The organism is Methylomonas sp. LL1, from assembly GCF_015711015.1.
Taxonomy (GTDB): Bacteria; Pseudomonadota; Gammaproteobacteria; order Methylococcales; family Methylomonadaceae; genus Methylomonas.
Genome location: NZ_CP064653.1, coordinates 3512856 through 3527842, shown reverse-complemented (window position 1 = coordinate 3527842; position 14987 = coordinate 3512856). Strand labels below are relative to the sequence as shown.

Genomic DNA, 14987 nt, shown 5'->3' with positions numbered 1-14987 from the left:
ACGCTTTCTCCAGAAGAACGAAGCGAGCGCATGTCCAGGGTTCGAAACAAGGATTCGATCCCGGAAATGAAATTGCGACGACTGGTTCATGGCTTGGGTTACCGCTATCGATTGCATGTTGGCAAACTGCCTGGAAAACCGGATTTGGTTTTTCCAGGCAGACGCTCGGTAATATTCATGCACGGCTGTTTTTGGCATAGGCATCCCGGTTGTAAATTAGCCAGACTGCCGAAATCCAAACTGGATTTCTGGGTTGAAAAATTGGAAGGCAATAAACAGCGCGACATAACGCACCAGAAACAATTATGGGAACTTGGGTGGAGGGTCTTGGTTATTTGGGAATGCGAAATGGACGATCTTGAAACTGTATCTTTGCGAGTTAAAGAATTTCTGGACACCGAACAGGTAAATAGTAATGAAATCAGTTGAACTTTTTGCCGGTGCTGGTGGGCTGGCGATGGGTATATCCCTCGCGGGATTTAAATCCTTGGCCGTTGTCGAATGGGATAAATGGGCTTGCGACACAATCCGGGAAAACCAAAAACGTGGGTTTCCAATTGTCCAAGATTGGCCTTTATGGGAAGGCGATGTTCGTTTATTCGATTGGTCCTCCATTCCCGAGAATATCGATTTATTGGCTGGCGGCCCACCATGCCAACCCTTTTCCATGGGCGGCAAACACCGTGCCTTTGGCGATAATCGCGACATGTTTCCCGCTACGGTCGATGTGGTTAGAAAACTGCGTCCCAAGTCATTCATTATCGAGAACGTCAAAGGCCTGACTCGATCCAGCTTCGCCAACTATTATCAATACATTCTTCTTCAACTAGAGTTTCCGGAAGTTTCTCGCAAGGATGGTGAAACATGGCTGGAGCATCTAAAGCGACTGCAAACGGAAAAATCATCTGGAGCACTACACTTATCCGGCTTGACATATCGCGTCGTCCCAACTTTGGTTAATGCCGCGGATTATGGCGTACCACAGAAACGAGAAAGGGTTTTTATCGTGGGATTCCGCTCCGATCTTGATGTACGCTGGTCTTTTCCTCGCCCCACGCATGGGCTCGATTCCCTGTTGTACTCACAATGGATTACCGGAGAATACTGGGAGCATCATAAAATCGGGAACAATAACAAACCACCACTCTGCTCTCGGCTGGAGCCAAGCGTTCGCAAGCTCTCTTCGCTCCTGCCGCCCGAGGAAAAGCCTTGGCGAACCGTCCGCGATGCCCTGATCGATATTCCCGACCCTCGCCTTGCCAATGCGCGCAATTTTTTAAACCACAATTTCCAGAGTGGGGCAAGAGCGTATCCGGGTCATACCGGCAGCCCTCTCGATTTGCCGGCAAAGACTTTGAAGGCTGGAGATCACGGCGTGCCCGGCGGGGAAAACATGATGGTTTTCGAGAATGGGGAAGTCCGCTATTTCAGCGCGCGCGAATCGGCGAGGCTACAAACCTTTCCGGATGGATACGTTTTTCACGGATCATGGAGCGAAACCATGCGCCAATTGGGCAATGCGGTACCCGTGACCTTGGGACGACGAGTGGCTGCTTCCATTGCGGAGCGGTTAGCGGAAGCGCAAATGCGTACGCTTGTTCGTTCAAGGCAAAGGCGTAGCGCATGACAATCAGGAAAATCATTCCATTCAATCCTCTCGACAAGCGTCATTTGGGGGAAAGCGTCGGCCAAGCAATGCTTCAGCAAGCCGTGACATCCATGACCGACCTGAAAACTTTTGAAGGCGCCGGAATCTATGCCATTTACTATTCGGGCGGATTTCCCGCCTATGAAGCCATTACGCAGCGTAATACCAATGGCAAATTTAATGCGCCTATTTATGTTGGTAAAGCCGTTCCCAAGGGCGCGCGCAAGGGTGGCGACCTGGAATCAAGTCCTGGTAAGGTTTTATATAACCGGTTAACGCAACATTTTAAAAGTATCGAGGAGGCATCCAACCTTGATATTGCTGATTTCCATTGCCGTTATTTGATCGTTGACGATATATGGATTCCCCTCGGCGAATCTTTGCTAATCGCCAGGTTTGATCCCTTATGGAATAAACTCATTGATGGATTTGGCAATCACGACCCTGGCAGCGGGAGACACGCCGGACTTCGGCCTCGCTGGGATGTATTACACCCTGGTCGACATTGGGCGGAAAAATGCCAACCAAGAATGGAAACGGCGGAGCAAATTATTTGCGAAGCACGGGATTACCTACGGAACAACCCTCCACCAGAAGACAGCTTGCTGATTAATGCTTAAACTAAACCCAAAGGTCCATCCATGCATTCAGGGAACCCCAGGGTACAAGTGCGAGCATCCAGCTGCCATGGATGGCAAGTTTTGAGCTATCCAAGCGGACTGGATTTCGGCAACCCCTCCCGAAATGACGACTTACGGGACGTACTTTCGAATTAGCTGAAGCATCTTTGTAATTAGGCAACTTTATTGAGTAACCATTATCTCGGAAAAATCGTAACCTGGATTAACCGATGTGTAATCCAGGATAAATCCAACCCCAACAGCCTTTGCCGACTCGCCTATGAAAAATCACCACCGATTATTGTTGAGTCTGTTGCTTGGCGCTTGTGCCGGGCTGGCGTTGCATCAATTCGGCGAGAATGACCTTCTGCAACAGTTCAACCGTTACGCGATAGAGCCGGTCGGACAGTTGTTTTTGCGGCTGATTTTCATGATCGTGACACCGATGGTGGTCAGCGGGCTGATGCTGGGGGTGTTTCAACTCAGCAGTCATCACGGTCTGGCACAGGTAGCTAAACGCACACTGTTTTTTACCGTGCTGGCCAGTTCGGCGTCGGTGGTAATCGGTGTAGGGCTGGTAAATTTTTTTCAGCCCGGTAGGGGGATGGATATTCCGCAACTACACGGCGATATTACCGGTGTGCGCAACATCCAGCAAAACGCCGAACAGGCCAAACCGATGGTGGAGGCCTTGCTCGAAATCATTCCGAAAAATCCGTTCGATGTCGCCGGCAAGGCACTGGAAGGCGGCATGCTGCCGCTGATGTTTTTTTCGCTGGTGTTTGGCGCGGCATTGGCTTTGACCAGCGCCGGCAAGCCGTCGCGCTGGGTGGAAGTGCTGGAAGAAACCTATGCCGCCTGCATGCTGATCGTCGATACGGTGATGAAATTCGCGCCATTGGCGGTGTTTGCGCTGGTATTTCAATCGACCTTTAAGTTCGGCTATCAGATTTTACTGTCGCTAGGCTTTTATCTGCTGGTCGTGGTGTTTGGCCTGTTATTGCAGCAAGGCGTGGTCTACACGCTAATGCTGCGCCTGTTCGGCAATCTGCGGCCGCTGGCGTTCTTTAAACAATGCCGCGAAGTGTATCTTTACGCATTTGCCACCGCCTCGTCGAATGCCACTTTGCCGCGCTCGCTGGAGCTGGCCGAGCAGCGCCTGAAGCTGGCGCCGGAAATCTCTCGCTTCGTGCTGACCATAGGCTCCACCGCCAATCAAAACGGCACGGCGTTGTTCGAAGGCGTTACCGTATTGTTTCTGGCCCAGGTCTACGGCGTCGATCTCAGCCTGTCGCAGCAAATCCAAGTGGTGCTGATGGCGATTCTGGCCGGCATCGGTACCGCCGGCGTGCCTGGGGGCTCATTACCGCTGATCATGATTCTCACCCAGCAAATCGGCATTCCGGCCGAAGGCATGGGCTTGATTCTGGGCGTGGATCGATTTTTGGACATGTGCCGCACGACCTTGAACGTTAGCGGCGATCTGGTGATTGCCGCCTTGGTGGATAGGCAAACACGCGATGAAAAAAACTCGACCCAATAGACTCGGATCGAGGAAAATCCTAATTTAGCCCCGCATATCGAATCGCTGTATTGGCATCACACCCTGGAGAACCTCGATGAACTATGAAACACTGTTGAGCGTGGCATTTGCCGAAGCCCAGGCCGGATTCGACGAAGGCGGCGTGCCGGTGGGCGCGGCCTTGTTCGATGCCGAAGGCCAGCTGCTTGGACGCGGACGCAACCGGCGGGTGCAGGATAACGACCCATCCGTCCACGGCGAAACCGACGCCTTCCGCAAGGCCGGCCGTCAAACCAATTATCGAGACAAGATTTTGGTCACCACGCTGGCACCTTGCTGGTATTGCTCCGGTCTGATCCGACAGTTCAATATCGGCACCGTGGTGGTAGGTGAATCGGAAAACTTCGAAGGCCATCTGGACTGGCTACGCGAAGCCGGGGTCAAGGTCATCGAAATGCACGACGAGCAATGCACTGCGCTGATGCGGCGGTTTATTGCGCAATCTCCGCATATCTGGTTCGAAGACATCGGCGAATGCGCTCAACATGTTTGAACCGTCTCGGTTGGTTTGCTGACCGGCATTCCGCCGCCAGCGGTCTATCTACCTACACTTAGGAATCAGCGAACTTAGGTGATTTTTGGGAAAAAGCCGAAGTAGCCGAAGCGAACGGTTGACTTCGACTCCGCTCAGTCAACGGCAAATTGCTTGGATTGGGTACATTTATTGCCATAAATCGCCTTAACTTTCGAACGATAGCTTATCCGCAAACACCGTTTGCCAGTCCTGTTCGAATTTCGCCACGGCGGCATCTGTGGCCGGATTGGTCAGCATTTGCTGGGCAATATCCAACGGCAAGGTGACCGCAGCTACGCCGAGCTTTAAAACCTGCAACACTTGTTGTACGTTCTTGAAACTGGCGACCAGCAGTTTGGCCGGTAATTGATACCGGTCTATCATGCCCTGCAAGTCAGCCACCACACCGATGCCGTCGAATCCCAGGTTATCGATGCGATTCAGATACGGCGCCAAGTAATCCGCACCGTTCAAAGCCGCCAGCATACCTTGCTGAACGTTGTATATCGCAGTGGCCAATACCGGAATATTGTGTTGCTTGATTTGTTTGATCGCGGCCAAGCCGGTGGCATGAGCCGGTATTTTGACCACAATGTCGAACGGCAGGGCATGCAACTGCATGGCCTCGGCCACAATATCCTCTACCGTGTGACTGATTACTTGCACATGAAAGCGGCTATTGGAGCCCAAAATTTCCGCCAACTCCGGCAGCACTTGTGTCAAACCCGCACCACCCGAGGCCAGAATCGATGGATTGGTGGTCACGCCGGCCAAGGGCAAGCTTTCGGATAAAATCCGGATTTCGGCTAAATTTGCGCTATCTAAATAAAGTTCGAACATAGGTTTTTGCGAAAGACCAAGGCTGATTCAAAAGACTCGATTATTCAATAATGCTCGGTCCAAAAGCAAACCGGATTTCGACGCGGATTAGTCTGTTCTCGCGGCAATCGATTGCCATGCCGCGCGTCCGACCAACAGCGTGGAGCCGAGAAAGCCGACAGTGGTCAGCGTAAAACTGATCGCGGCTTGCAGCGGAAAGTGCGGCTCGACCAGCGCCGCGGCAACGGCGTCCGGTTTCGCGCTCAAACCCCTGATCAAAAACGCCAATGGATTGAAAAATGCCCCGAAACTGCAGGCGGCGACCAGCCAGATGGGTGGATTGATAGCGTACTGTCGAAACAACAGGAAAAAGATGAATAGAAATTGCGCCATCATCAGATAGTCGATATGCGCCCTGATGATGTCGGACCGCTCGACTAGGTGACCCGCCAACCTGCCGTCGGGAAAAAATAGCGTGATGCCCAGCATCCAAGCAATGGCAAGCGCTATCGCAAGACAGAATATGGCAAAGGCCAGCAAGACAAAGTTTGCCGTTGCGATAGGTGCGTATAAAGATTTAGGGGTTGTCATATTTGTCCTCATCGTTATTTGGGATTTTTATTTCTGGTTGTTGCTCGCCGAACTCGGCTATCCGATCCTATTGCGGCATTGCCAATAACGGCCGCAATGGCTAGACTGCGCCCATGCGAACGGATCGAGACGCTAAGGAGCATAAACAATGATCGACAGACCTCGCTTGTATGAACGTGCTACGGCGATGCATAGCGCGTTCGATGCCCTTTGGGACATCAGCGACGGGCGCACCCTTTTTAGCGGGCCACTGTACTATAACGCTAGCCATCAGCACGGCGCCCCGGTGTTTCTTGCCGGGCTTTACGGCAATTTTCGTTTGAAATTACAGGGTGGAAATTGGCTGTCTTGCCGCACCGCCGTGATTCCAGCCGGTGTGTTGCACGAACTGGATGTCGGCGGCGACCCGCTGACGGTGTTTTATATCGAACCGACCATAGCCGGAGCCGAGGCTCTGAAGCCGCTCATCCGTAACAGCCGCCAGGTTAACGGCGCCTTAGTTGGTAGCGGTGGCGAGGTAGCCTTCATGCGCGAGCTTTACGAAGACCGTTATAACCCACACTGGAACGCACAGCCGTTGGCCGATCTGATGGGATTTAGCCAACGGCGGGCAAGAGCCGCAGCTATCGATCCTCGCATCTCGCAAGTGCTGGAATATTTATTCGCAAACGGTGACGATCTGACCTCGGTGACAACACTGGCCGGGCAGATCGGGCTATCGCCGTCGCGGTTTCAGCACCTATTTACCCAACAAATCGGCGTGCCGTTCCGCCGCTACCGGGGCTGGAACCGGATGCGGCAAGCTATCCGCGAAATCATCAGAGGCCACAACTTTACTACCGCCGCGCATGCCACAGGCTTTACCGATTCAGCCCATTTCAGCCACGAATTCCGCAAGACTTTCGGCGCGCAACCGACGGTAGGTTTGCACCGATTGGCAAGGTTGCAACACTGAGAGATGCGCGCTTAGGCTCCGCCCGCGAGCGAAATTTTCAGAACTCTCAAAACCCTCCTGACACCACGCTGTCAGGAGGGCTGGCCTAACATGGCAACTCCTTAACTTTTGCTAGATGGAGATCACAATGAACAATAATGTAGCAACCTGGTTCGAACTTCCGGTCACCGATATGCAGCGCGCCAAGGCCTTTTATCAAGAAGTGCTGCAAGCATCCTTCAAAGACGAAACTATGAGCGGTTATCAGATGGCGATTTTCAATGCCGACGAAGGCTCGGTCAGCGGCATGCTGATTCTGGGCGAACAGTATCAGCCCAGCCAGACCGGCGCGGTGGTTTATTTCAACGGTGGAGAAAACTTGAGCATGCCGTTGGATAGGGCGGTCAAACAGGGCAGCAGCGTATTGGTTCCTAAAACACCCATTCATGACGGCGAATGCGGCTACTTCGCGCTGTTTTCGGATAGCGAAGGCAACCGGGTCGGCTTATATTCCCCCTCCTAATCAACCTTGATCGGCAGGTGGTCCGAGCAAGACCGCCTGCCCCACACCATGCGCCGCGCCGACCGTTTATTTCAAATCGTACAAATCCTGCGTAACAAGCGCTTGGTTACCGCCAAGGCGCTGGCCGAGCGCCTGGAGGTATCCGAGCGCACCATCTATCGGGATATTCAAGATCTCAGCCTATCCGGTGTGCCGATCGAGGGCGAAGCCGGTGTCGGCTACCGGTTACGGCACACCCTCGATATTCCGCCTATCATGTTTAGCTTGGACGAAATCGAGGCATTGGTGGTCGGGGCGCGGATGGCAAAAACGTGGGCCGGAACCGAACTGGGTTACTCGGCGCAATCGGCGCTGGACAAGATTACCGCCGTGATCCCGGCCGAACTGAGGGACAAGATCGAAGACAGCAAGCTGTTTTCGTTGCGATTCACGCCGCGCCGGGATTTGGATGTGAACCTGGATATTTGTCGCAAGGCCATTGATGCTAAACGCCTGTTACGCTTGTGTTATTGCCGTGCCGACGGCGAACAAAGCCTGCGCAGCATCCGCCCGCTAGGCTTGTATTTTTGGGGGAACGTCTGGACCTTGGTCGGCTGGTGCGAACTGCGCGACGACTTTCGCAATTTCCGGCTGGATCGGATTCAAAACATTGAGCCGGATAGCGCGACCTTTACCGACGTTGAAGGGCAAAGTCTGCAGGATTTTGTCAAACGGATGACCTGTATCTGACATAGACATGACGCTTTCGGACTTAGGCGATTTATGGCAATAAATGTACTCAATCCAAGCAATTTGCCGTTGACTGAGCGGACGACACATATTTGACATTGGCAATTGCTACAAACTTTCTCAAGAATCACCTTACCTGGTTTCGAATGCATAAAAATTTAAATTAGATTTTGCGCATTACTGGAATAATAATAACTGTTAGGTTCGACGTTCATTATCATTAATACAGGAGAGATTCATGAAATTCAATATCACCAATCCGGGGGCCTTTTCTACATTGCTGGTGCATCTCGAACAAGGCGAAGCCATCAAGGCCGAATCGGGAGCCATGATTACCATGAGCGAGACCCTGGATGTCGATTCCAAAATGGAAAAAGGTTTGCTGGGCGGATTGTCCCGTAAACTACTGACCGGCGAATCCTTGTTTTTTCAAACCATCACCGCTTCGCGCGGTCCCGGTGAAGTAATGATGGCGTCATCTTATCCCGGCGAAATTCAAATTCTGGAACTGGACGGTTCGGAAGAATTCCTATTACAAAAAGACGGTTTCTTGGCCGCCGAACATTCGGTGCAAGTTGCCACCAAGGCGCAGAATTTAACCAAGGGTTTGTTTTCCGGCGAAGGCTTTTTCGTGATGCGTATCAGCGGGAGGGGAAAATTGGCGATCAGTACCTACGGCGGCATTCAAAAACTCACGCTGGCGCCGGGCGAAACTCGTATTATCGATAATAGCCACATGGTGGCCTGGAGCGCCAATGCCAACTATAAAATCGAAAAAGCCTCGAAAGGCTGGGTTTCCAGTTTCACCAGCGGCGAAGGCTTGGTTTGCCGCTTTCATGGGCCGGGGGATGTTTATATCCAAACCCGCAATTCGCCCGGTTTCGGTTCATGGATTCGGCAGTTTATTCCGACCCGATAAATCACCGAAATCTTCAACAATCAACAAACCGATATGTCTTTAGAAACCTACTTCAATGGACTGTATTATGCCGGACGTAACAGATTTAGCGTCCGGTTTTCCATATCCAGGCATGGCGTGGCGGAAATTGAAGTCGGTGAACAAAACAGATTGGAAATTTCCCTGCACAATACCTTACTGGACCTGATTGGCGATCCCCAAACTACATTGCAAATCAGTTGGGACGGCGAGAACGGTCGGCATGCCTTGCTCTGCCCGGAGCCGGCGTTGTTCGACACATTGTTGAGGCTTAATTTGCCTGCTCCGACTTTGGCACAACTAGCAACGCTACAAAAAAAGCAACAACAAGGCTTAAAGGGCGAACAACACCGGGTACCGCTCTATTTGAGCCTTATTGCGGTATTTTTTATCGGCGGCTACTTCGCGCTACATTATTCGGCGCCGCTGGTTGCCGATTTGATTCCCTACCAATGGGAGCAAAAAATCGGTTCCTTTGCCTTTGAAAATTATCAAATCGGGAAAAAAACCGTCAGCGACAAATCGGTGAATGACGCCGTCAATACCATCGTCAATCGCATAGACCAATTCGACGGCGCCGAGATCGTTTATCAAGTGGCGGTAGTCGATGCGGACATGATCAATGCCTTTGCCTTTCCGGGTGGCTATGTGGTGGTGACGACCGGCTTGATCAAAAATTCCGATAACCCCGACCAGGTTGCCGGAGTGCTGGCTCATGAAATAACCCATGTGCTGGAACGCCACGGCATGCGCAAATTAGTACGGCAGGCCGGATTGGGCGTATTGATCGGCATCGTGTTCGGCGATGTTACCGCGTTATCGCAACTGATCGAATTAAGCTCGCAACTGGACAGCCTGTCTTTCGACCGCAGCCAGGAACGCAATGCCGATGATGGAGCGATTAAAATCATGACAGCCGCCGGTTTATCCCCGCAACATCTGGCGGCCTTTTTCGAAAAAATCCAAAAAGCGGATTCGATTTCGGGGGACATTCCGGAACTGTTTCAAACCCATCCGTTGTCCGAGGAACGGATCAAACGCGTATCCGCCGCCGCCGAGCCAAAACAAACATTCAAATTCGACATGGACTGGTACAAGGTCAAGCAAGCCGCCGAATGACACAATGAGTTGGAGGTAAAATTCGCTCGCGCTTCGATAAAGCTCTCCCGAGCGTAGCCGAAGAGCAGGATTTCACCAAAAATAACTTCCTGTTTTTGACGATTGCATGTCGCCATTGTGGGAAGGGCTTTAGCCGCAACCAAAGAGGCTTATCGTCGCGGCTAAAGCCCCTCCCACAAGGTCCAACCGGTAAGTTGTTTGTTACCGAATCCTCAGCACGAACGGATTTTACCCATGCCCACTGATATTTTTAAGCTTTAATAGCCTGCAAAAACCGACAAACTGACCATGGATGCCAGATCAAGGCGCGCAGCTGACGACCAATTCATCGCTATATTGGCCGACTTCCGCATCTTTATGCACATAGACAGCGGTATAGCGGCGCAGCTCCGGCTTACCGGCAACCAATAGAGGACGATTATCGGCATAACGGGTTTGGGTGTCGCGCGCCAGAAATATAAATTCACTTTCATTATCGCGCTGAGAATAAATATTGATGCCATCGCTTTTAAATTTTTGGAAACTCAATATCACAATACCGCCCGTCTGATCGGCGGCTTTAAGCACCGGTTTGGCATCCGATAAATCCATACTGCTTTCCGGGCCGATGATACCCAACAGATTGCCGAGTGCTTCCGTATAACTGGGATGGGCTTTGATACGCCGAGTCAATGCTCTTACACTATTTTCCAATTGGCCGCGATAGGCTTGCTTCTCGGCGGTGGCATGATGGGAGGCCGCCGCGGCAATATTGGCGGCGGCCACTTTGCCGTGCAGCTCTTTATTGTCGCTACCGCAACCTGCAATATCCTCATCCGATAAGCCCAACTGCGTTTTCAAACTGGCAAGATTCAAGATAAATCGGTCATGCCATATCAATAACTCGCCATCGGGACGCGGAAAATAATCCGATTTAGCCATAGGGTGCTCTCCTTTTAAAACAAAGATATTCAAGCCATGCGGCAATCGGCGAATCCGAAAGCCGACAGAGCGGTCATAAACGATCGACAGGATTTCTAACATTAAGACTGTGTCACCGGGAATTATAGGCAAGCTCTCCTCTTCTACAAGTGCGGCAAAATGCCGCGCCGTGGAGCGATAAAACCGGGCGAAGGCATGACCAATCGCCTTGTTATGATTTCCGAAGCATCCGGGCGGGTTTCCGACGCTCGCGAAGGCATCCTAAACAGTCCCGAGTGCGTATAAAACACTCCCGAAGGCATATCCCACTGTCAGGAACGCACCTTCGCCAACCTGGAAGACACGGCCGACAGGTTTGAAGGCGCATTCAAAAGCACGGAGGGTAGCACCGCATCCCTGGGGCATGCCTTCCGGACCTTTTTATACGCCACCGGCTTGGGTTTATATGCGGTCGCGGCGGCTGGAAGTGCGCTCGGATTGGTTTTATACGCGAAATCAGCTGTCGAATGATGCTATATGCTGAGCGGTAGCGAAGCGCATTGATCGCGACCGATGCGCTTCACGCTGTTCAGCACATCCTACGGCACTCATCATTCCCTTGCTTTACTATTTCAAACGTTACCAAGCTGTAGCAACCGGATAAGCTTGAATCCATCTATCGGGTGTCAACAATACCAAATCATTAGCTTTTGCCTGACAAATCAGCATGCGATCAAAGGGATCTTGATGGTGATCCGGTAGTTTTTCCAGCTCCAAGGCATCGGTTTCCGTCAGTATCAGCGGCGTTATGCCATGCCTTTCGCGTTCGCGGGGAATATAGATTCCAGGGGGATCGGCCAAGGGCAAACGTCCCAGACGATGCTTTACCGCAATTTCCCATACGGAAACGACACTAAGATAAACCTCGTGATCCGGCTCCTCGAACAAGGCGCGCGCCTTATCGGAAAGCTGAGGTGCGTCGCGCACTATCCATAGAAACGCACAAGTATCCAGCAGGAGTTTCATTCGTTTTGCCCACTAAAAGCCGCCATGATGTCCTCTGGCAATGGCGCATCGAAATCGGTCGGCAACGCTTGTCCGCGATCCGGAGCCAATCCCAACGGGCGCTTGGCTTTTGGGGTGATGGATTTGGCTTCTACCAGAAAAGTGACGATGACGCGTGCATCGCTCAAGTCAGGCGGCAATTCATCCAGTTGGATGACACCATGATGATAATGGCCTTGTACCGTGGTCAACATGATGATCGACTCCTAAAAAATATGGAAAAAATATATATGCTGAACAATGTGAAGCGCATGGATCGCGATCAATGCGCCTCCTTACGTCGGCATATCCTACGGCACTGTTTTCTATCCCCGCAAATGCCCATCCCCATAAGCCACCCATTTGTAGGTGGTCAGCTCGTCTGGTCCGACCGGGCCGCGGACATGAAGTTTATCGGTACTGATGCCGACTACCGAGCCTAAGCCGTAATCGCCGCCGCCGGACAAGCGGGTGGAGGCGTTGATCATCACCGAAGCCGAATCCACCTGTTCTTCAAATTGCCGAGCCATGCTCAGGCTTTGCGTGACAATGCCGTCGGTGTGCCCCGAGCCATAGTGATTGATGTGGTCTATGGCTTGTTGAATGCCGTCGACGACCTTGACCGACAGGATCGGCGCCAGATATTCGCTATGCCAGTCTTCTTCGGTCGCCGCTTGGACATTGGGCAATAGCCTTTGCGTCGCTTCGCAGCCGCGCAGCTCGATGTTATTGGCGATAAAGGCTTCATGCAGTAGCGGCAACAGTTGTTCGGCACAATGTTGATCGACCAACAAAGTTTCCAGCGCGTTACAGACCTGCACGCTCTGGCATTTGGAGTTGACGGCTAAGGCGATGGCCTGCTCGGGATCGGCGTCTACGGCGATATACAAATGGCAAATGCCGTCGTAATGCTTGATGACCGGAATCCGCGTGCCTTCGGCGATGCGCTTGATCAGGCCTTTGCCGCCGCGCGGGATTAACACATCGATATAGTCGTCCATTTTCAGCAGTTCGCCGACCGCTTCGTGGCCGGGCGTGCGGATGATTTGGATCGCATGTTGCGGCAGGCCGGCGGCGACTGCGCCAGCTATCATCGCGTCGGTCAATATCGCATTGGTTTGCAGCGCTTCCGAACCGCCGCGCAAGATCACCGCATTGCCGCTTTTGATGCAGACGCCGGCGGCATCGGTGGTAACGTTGGGCCGAGACTCATAGATGATGCCGATCACGCCGAGCGGCACCGATTTTTTATAGACCCGCAGCCCGGCCGGATTGGTGTGGCCTGTCAGTATCCGATTCAGCGGGTCCGGCAACTGCGCCACCTTTTTCAGGCGCGACAACATGTAATTAAAAGTTTTGTCGTCTATCGTCAGCCGCTTGACCATCGCATCCGGTTGGCCCTCATCGCGGGCTTTGACGATTTCCTGAGCATTGACCTCCAGCACCTGCTGCTTGACCGACTCCAGCGCCTCGGCCATTTTCGCCAGGGCCAGGTTTCGCATGGCTTCGGGGGCTGAGCCCAACTGGCGCGATGCCGCGCGGCTTTGGCGGGCAATGGTTTGAACGTCATTGGTATTCATGTTTATTCAGAATGATCGGTTTTTTTAGGCGATAGCCGGATGACATTATTATTGAAAAAATCCGTGTTTTTAGCCACCCGTCGATGATTGAACCGTTACCTGACCGTTCATCAGCATGGGGAGGAGCCAGTCACGAATTTGTTCCAAGTGCTTGGTCTCTTGATCGATAATTTCTATTTTCTTTAATTGTGGCAATACGATGCTATTGAATAATTCTTGCAAATAAATTTCTGGAACCAAAACCTTTATTTCTCTTAACACATCCTGTCTGATGCCAAAAACAGTACTACCACTCAAACTTGATAATATTTGGCTAAGTCCGTTACCTTTTGATAGTTCAAAATAAAGCACTGAAGGAAAAATGACACTTAAGTTAGCTCTTATGGCAAAAATCCTTTGACTCATGCAGTATTTAGTTTCACCTAAGATGAAGTAGAATTCACCCGCAGGTGCTTCAGATGTCATCAGAATATCGCCTTCTTTCAGCTTATCGGGCATCCACTTGTTAAACAATTCATGATTAACTTTATTTGCAGACTCAAGATTAACTAGTTTTCCATTTTTTATATTTTTTGCAGAAATAGCTATTATTCCGTCAGCATCATTACACCATTCGCCAGCTAGTTTTGTTGGTGTTTTACCCCGATGGTCAAGAATTGTATCAACACAATTATTTAAATTTTTAACAGTCCACTCCACCGGTATTTCCCGTTTCAGGATTGGGTTGTAGACCATTTTGCCGCCGGAGGATTTGTAGGGTTTGCCGTTGGCGGCAGGCTTGCCTTCCCTTCGGCTCCGCTCAGGGCAGGAAGCGAAGTCGAAGGGAAAGTCGAACTGCACAAACCAGTAGTCATACAAGGACTTCGCCATCGCTTCCAGCTCCGCGTTGATGCGGTTGTTGAGTTCGATTTTGGCGTCGAGTATCTTCAATATTGATGCAATCTCAGATTGCCTTTGTTTTGTTAAATTCGGGAACGCCAATTCTTTAGCAGACCCAATGTTGAAATGCTTTTGAATAGCACCAACAAGCTGACTTTTAACATGTGAATGAGTTACCGAATTTATATAATAAGAAACAAAGTGAGGATCTAAATTTTCTCCGCATCTAATCACTACTAAATCTGAGCAGTTTGCCTCGGCAAGAGAATCAGGGATGACGCATGATGCTCCAGGATTTCCGGTTCTTACTACAGCTACGTCTCCGGGTTTTAAGGCCGACTTTTTAATCTTCTCATGAAACTCTTTTGTTATATATTTCAGGTCCGTTGATTCAAACCTATACGGCTTAATATTTAATGATCGGAGAAAAGGTATTCCATTTGAAACGTACTCACTTGCCATAGTGCCAACAAATCCAACGGTAATGTCATTTGCTAATTCGCCTAAAGGCTTGGTTTTATATGCTTGCATTTACTTTCTCACCAGCCTTAAGGACGTAGGATGTGCT

The 14987-nt window shown here is 51.2% G+C and carries 17 protein-coding genes; 10 read left to right on the top strand and 7 right to left on the bottom strand.

The genetic code is table 11. The features are described 5' to 3' along the window. Positions 1-30 precede the first annotated feature (30 nt). From IVG45_RS16460 to IVG45_RS16440, 5 genes are all read left to right on the top strand, one after another. Positions 31-429: a very short patch repair endonuclease gene (locus tag IVG45_RS16460; RefSeq protein WP_230874856.1), complete on the top strand. Its 399-nt coding sequence runs from the start codon at positions 31-33 to the stop codon at positions 427-429. After that, positions 416-1627 carry a DNA cytosine methyltransferase gene (locus IVG45_RS16455; RefSeq protein WP_196434883.1) on the top strand — a complete coding sequence of 404 codons (1212 nt, stop codon included), beginning with the start codon at positions 416-418 and terminating at the stop codon, positions 1625-1627. The genes IVG45_RS16460 and IVG45_RS16455 overlap by 14 nt, the downstream gene beginning before the upstream one ends. Next, the gene (locus tag IVG45_RS16450; protein WP_196434882.1) at positions 1624-2268 is read left to right on the top strand and encodes an Eco29kI family restriction endonuclease; all 645 of its coding nucleotides are present in this window, start codon (positions 1624-1626) and stop codon (positions 2266-2268) included. The genes IVG45_RS16455 and IVG45_RS16450 overlap by 4 nt, the downstream gene beginning before the upstream one ends. Positions 2269-2548: 280 nt before the next feature. Continuing rightward, positions 2549-3811 carry a dicarboxylate/amino acid:cation symporter gene (locus tag IVG45_RS16445; RefSeq protein WP_196434881.1) on the top strand — a complete coding sequence of 421 codons (1263 nt, stop codon included), beginning with the start codon at positions 2549-2551 and terminating at the stop codon, positions 3809-3811. A gap of 76 nt (positions 3812-3887) precedes the next feature. Beyond that, the gene (locus IVG45_RS16440) at positions 3888-4343 is read left to right on the top strand and encodes a nucleoside deaminase (RefSeq protein ID WP_196434880.1); all 456 of its coding nucleotides are present in this window, start codon (positions 3888-3890) and stop codon (positions 4341-4343) included. A 186-nt stretch (positions 4344-4529) separates the two neighbouring features. On the opposite strand, the gene IVG45_RS16435 is transcribed toward IVG45_RS16440, so the two are convergent. Together IVG45_RS16435 and IVG45_RS16430 are read right to left on the bottom strand one after the other, a co-directional pair. Next, positions 4530-5204, bottom strand: a complete 675-nt coding sequence (locus IVG45_RS16435; protein WP_196434879.1) for a transaldolase family protein — start codon at positions 5202-5204, stop codon at positions 4530-4532. Between the two features lie 87 nt (positions 5205-5291). Beyond that, positions 5292-5774 carry a hypothetical protein gene (locus tag IVG45_RS16430; protein WP_196434878.1) on the bottom strand — a complete coding sequence of 161 codons (483 nt, stop codon included), beginning with the start codon at positions 5772-5774 and terminating at the stop codon, positions 5292-5294. A gap of 148 nt (positions 5775-5922) precedes the next feature. Here IVG45_RS16430 and IVG45_RS16425 point away from each other — a divergent pair, with 148 nt between their 5' ends. From IVG45_RS16425 to IVG45_RS16405, 5 genes are all read left to right on the top strand, one after another. Next, entirely contained in the window at positions 5923-6729 is an 807-nt protein-coding gene (locus IVG45_RS16425; RefSeq protein ID WP_196434877.1) for a helix-turn-helix transcriptional regulator, read from the top strand. A gap of 127 nt (positions 6730-6856) precedes the next feature. Beyond that, positions 6857-7231: a VOC family protein gene (locus IVG45_RS16420; RefSeq protein WP_196434876.1), complete on the top strand. Its 375-nt coding sequence runs from the start codon at positions 6857-6859 to the stop codon at positions 7229-7231. A gap of 48 nt (positions 7232-7279) precedes the next feature. Then, positions 7280-7960 (top strand): helix-turn-helix transcriptional regulator, encoded by a 681-nt coding sequence (locus tag IVG45_RS16415; protein WP_196434875.1) that lies wholly within the window; start codon positions 7280-7282, stop codon positions 7958-7960. A gap of 238 nt (positions 7961-8198) precedes the next feature. Then, the gene (locus IVG45_RS16410) at positions 8199-8879 is read left to right on the top strand and encodes a TIGR00266 family protein (RefSeq protein WP_196434874.1); all 681 of its coding nucleotides are present in this window, start codon (positions 8199-8201) and stop codon (positions 8877-8879) included. A 33-nt stretch (positions 8880-8912) separates the two neighbouring features. After that, positions 8913-10016, top strand: a complete 1104-nt coding sequence (locus IVG45_RS16405) for a M48 family metallopeptidase (protein WP_196434873.1) — start codon at positions 8913-8915, stop codon at positions 10014-10016. A gap of 300 nt (positions 10017-10316) precedes the next feature. Here the strand turns inward: IVG45_RS16405 and IVG45_RS16400 are convergent, their stop codons facing one another. The 5 genes from IVG45_RS16400 to IVG45_RS16380 form a co-directional block, all read right to left on the bottom strand. Next, positions 10317-10937, bottom strand: a complete 621-nt coding sequence (locus IVG45_RS16400; protein WP_196434872.1) for a hypothetical protein — start codon at positions 10935-10937, stop codon at positions 10317-10319. Positions 10938-11555: 618 nt separating this feature from the next. Further along, entirely contained in the window at positions 11556-11942 is a 387-nt protein-coding gene (locus IVG45_RS16395; RefSeq protein ID WP_196434871.1) for a type II toxin-antitoxin system VapC family toxin, read from the bottom strand. Further along, entirely contained in the window at positions 11939-12175 is a 237-nt protein-coding gene (locus tag IVG45_RS16390; protein ID WP_196434870.1) for a hypothetical protein, read from the bottom strand. Before IVG45_RS16390 ends, IVG45_RS16395 begins: the two co-directional genes overlap by 4 nt. Before the next feature lie 111 nt (positions 12176-12286). Then, positions 12287-13540, bottom strand: a complete 1254-nt coding sequence (locus tag IVG45_RS16385) for a glutamate-5-semialdehyde dehydrogenase (protein WP_196434869.1) — start codon at positions 13538-13540, stop codon at positions 12287-12289. Between the two features lie 69 nt (positions 13541-13609). Next, positions 13610-14950, bottom strand: coding sequence for a restriction endonuclease subunit S (locus IVG45_RS16380; protein ID WP_196434868.1), 1341 nt, complete (start codon positions 14948-14950; stop codon positions 13610-13612). Positions 14951-14987 lie beyond the last annotated feature (37 nt).

Bases quoted from the DNA above. Each gene is read 5' to 3' on its own strand.
- IVG45_RS16460 (WP_230874856.1), top strand. From the start codon at position 31: ATGTCCAGGGTTCGAAACAAGGATTCGATCCCGGAAATGAAATTGCGA.
- IVG45_RS16455 (WP_196434883.1), top strand. From the start codon at position 416: ATGAAATCAGTTGAACTTTTTGCCGGTGCTGGTGGGCTGGCGATGGGT.
- IVG45_RS16450 (WP_196434882.1), top strand. From the start codon at position 1,624: ATGACAATCAGGAAAATCATTCCATTCAATCCTCTCGACAAGCGTCAT.
- IVG45_RS16445 (WP_196434881.1), top strand. From the start codon at position 2,549: ATGAAAAATCACCACCGATTATTGTTGAGTCTGTTGCTTGGCGCTTGT.
- IVG45_RS16440 (WP_196434880.1), top strand. From the start codon at position 3,888: ATGAACTATGAAACACTGTTGAGCGTGGCATTTGCCGAAGCCCAGGCC.
- IVG45_RS16435 (WP_196434879.1), bottom strand. From the start codon at position 5,204: ATGTTCGAACTTTATTTAGATAGCGCAAATTTAGCCGAAATCCGGATT.
- IVG45_RS16430 (WP_196434878.1), bottom strand. From the start codon at position 5,774: ATGACAACCCCTAAATCTTTATACGCACCTATCGCAACGGCAAACTTT.
- IVG45_RS16425 (WP_196434877.1), top strand. From the start codon at position 5,923: ATGATCGACAGACCTCGCTTGTATGAACGTGCTACGGCGATGCATAGC.
- IVG45_RS16420 (WP_196434876.1), top strand. From the start codon at position 6,857: ATGAACAATAATGTAGCAACCTGGTTCGAACTTCCGGTCACCGATATG.
- IVG45_RS16415 (WP_196434875.1), top strand. From the start codon at position 7,280: ATGCGCCGCGCCGACCGTTTATTTCAAATCGTACAAATCCTGCGTAAC.
- IVG45_RS16410 (WP_196434874.1), top strand. From the start codon at position 8,199: ATGAAATTCAATATCACCAATCCGGGGGCCTTTTCTACATTGCTGGTG.
- IVG45_RS16405 (WP_196434873.1), top strand. From the start codon at position 8,913: ATGTCTTTAGAAACCTACTTCAATGGACTGTATTATGCCGGACGTAAC.
- IVG45_RS16400 (WP_196434872.1), bottom strand. From the start codon at position 10,937: ATGGCTAAATCGGATTATTTTCCGCGTCCCGATGGCGAGTTATTGATA.
- IVG45_RS16395 (WP_196434871.1), bottom strand. From the start codon at position 11,942: ATGAAACTCCTGCTGGATACTTGTGCGTTTCTATGGATAGTGCGCGAC.
- IVG45_RS16390 (WP_196434870.1), bottom strand. From the start codon at position 12,175: ATGTTGACCACGGTACAAGGCCATTATCATCATGGTGTCATCCAACTG.
- IVG45_RS16385 (WP_196434869.1), bottom strand. From the start codon at position 13,540: ATGAATACCAATGACGTTCAAACCATTGCCCGCCAAAGCCGCGCGGCA.
- IVG45_RS16380 (WP_196434868.1), bottom strand. From the start codon at position 14,950: ATGCAAGCATATAAAACCAAGCCTTTAGGCGAATTAGCAAATGACATT.